Raw genomic sequence first — 2138 nt, 5'->3', positions numbered from 1 at the left:
GGCGCGGCGGCGCGGGTTCGAGGCCGGCGTTCCGGAAACGCCCTGCCCGGCCCTGCCGCCGCGTCCCCTGTCGAGCTGCCTCATGCCTGGGGCTGTGTGGCTTCGCGCCCTGTCGAGCTGCCCCATCCATCGGACCGCCTTCCGCCGCGCCCCGGGCGCTCGCCTTCGTCATGCCGGTGGTGCCCTGCGGTGCCGCGTCGGGGCGCCGTTGGTGGTCGCACCGGTGGGGCAGCTCGACAGCGCGCGTGTGAGGTACCGACCTCGACGCCGGCCGGGACGTCGAGGCGCCAGTCGCCGCCCGGCGGACGATCGGTCCACGCCACGCCACGGACGAACGGCCACGCTCCCCGGAAAACGGCCGAGTCCGCGGCGACGGTCGGCATCCGGGCCGCGCCGGACGCACGAGGGGGCATCCGGCGGTGTCGCGAAGCCGGCGTACGCGCCTGATCCTGCCCGCCGGATCGAGCCGCGACAATCCGGCCGGCCGCCCTTTCTGATCTAGCCATTTGCATCTAGCAATGGATCTGACGGCTGTCGTAGGGTTCCCCGCAGCACCCCGAAAGAAGCTTCTTATGGGCGGATTCGCCCTCATTCATGCTGGGCGGTGAGCGGTAGTGGTGACGCACTCGTCGACCGAAGATCCTAAGGCGACAGACCCCGGGTGGGTTGACGAAGTGTTGTTCACCGGGCGTTCGGCCGATGTTTGTCTCAGTTTGCCTGAGCCGGTGGACCGGGCGACCCTTCGCCGGCTGGTGAGTGCCGCGCAGGAGCGCCTGACCGCCGCCGGACTACGCTCCGGCGGGGCCGCTGCGCTGCGCATGCCGCCCTCGCTGGCGTACGTGGTGAACCTGCTCGCGACGTGGCGCACCGGGGCGCAGGCGATCCTGCTCGACCACCGGCTCACCGACCACGAGGTGGACCGCGCCCTGGAGCGTCTCACCCCGCAGGTGGTCGTCGCCCCGGTCCGCACCGGGGGTGGCGCCCTGCGGGTCTTCGTCGACGTGACCGAGGGCGTCACCCCGTACGCCGACCGCCCCGCCGTCAGCGGACACGCGGTGATCCAACTCAGCTCCGGCTCGACCGGTCCGTCGAAGGTGATCGGCCGGACGGCGGCCGACCTGGTCGCCGAGGTGCACCGCTACACCCGCATCGACGGGGTGGCCCTGCCCGGCGAGCGGATCGTCCTGCTGCCCTCGATGGTGCACGTGCTCGGCCTGGTCGGCGGTCTGCTCTACGGCCTGCACGCCGGGGTGGAACTGGTCCCGCCGGAGCGGCTCAGCGGCGACGCCGTGCTGGCGGCCATCGCCGCCGCCGACACCCCGGCGACCGTGCTCGGCGTGCCGTTCCACATCGGACTTGTCACCGCCACCCGCCCGGCCGGCCCGCTGCCGCAGTTCAAGCGCATGACCACCGGCGGGGAACTGGTCCCGGCCGCCGTGGCCCGCGCCTTCACCGACCGGTTCGGCGTACCGCTGGGCAACATGTACGGAATGACCGAGGTCGGCGTCATCGGCACCGACCTGCATGGGCGGCACCGCCCGTCGATCGCGCCCGCGCCCGGCATCGAGGTGCGCGAGGTCGCCGGTGAACTGCGGGTCAGCTGCCCGTCGTCGCCGTACGTGGGGCTCACCGACCCGACCCGGTGGTCCGACGGCTGGCTGCACACCCGCGACGCCGGCAGCGTCGACGAGGCCACCGGCCTGGTCACCGTGCGCGGCCGGCTCGACTCCCAGGTGTCGGTGGGCGGCATGAAGGTCGACCTGACCGAGGTGGAGACGACCGTCGCCGACCTGCCCGGGGTCGCCACCGCCGTCGTGGTCTGGGACGGCGGGATCACCGCGTACGTGCAGCCGGACGGGCCGCTGTCCGAGGAGGTGCTGGACAAGCTGCTCGCCGAGCGGCTGGCCGGCTACAAGCGCCCCCGCACCCTGCACCTGCTCGATCAGCTGCCCCGCACCACCACCGGCAAGCTGGTCCGCTCGGTCGACGCGCTGCGGACGGCGGCCACCCGGTGACCGGTCCCCTGCACCGCCTCGACGACGACGTCGACCCCGTCCTCCGCACCGACCACCGCCACCGCGAGCACCAGCGCCCCCTGCACCCGGGGATGCCCGACCCGTACGTCCGGACGGGCCGGC

The 2138-nt window shown here is 73.4% G+C and carries 1 protein-coding gene; it reads left to right on the top strand.

What is annotated here, in order from left to right:
- The first annotated feature begins 614 nt into the window (after window positions 1-614).
- Entirely contained in the window at window positions 615-2015 is a 1401-nt protein-coding gene (locus AB0I76_RS28385) for a class I adenylate-forming enzyme family protein (RefSeq protein WP_357041747.1), read from the top strand.
- The last annotated feature ends 123 nt before the right edge of the window (window positions 2016-2138 follow it).

The organism is Micromonospora sp. NPDC049799, assembly GCF_040656655.1.
In the GTDB taxonomy this organism is placed as follows: Bacteria; Actinomycetota; Actinomycetes; order Mycobacteriales; family Micromonosporaceae; genus Micromonospora.
Note: the sequence above shows the minus strand (reverse complement) of the source record. Positions and strands in the feature narration are given on the sequence as shown.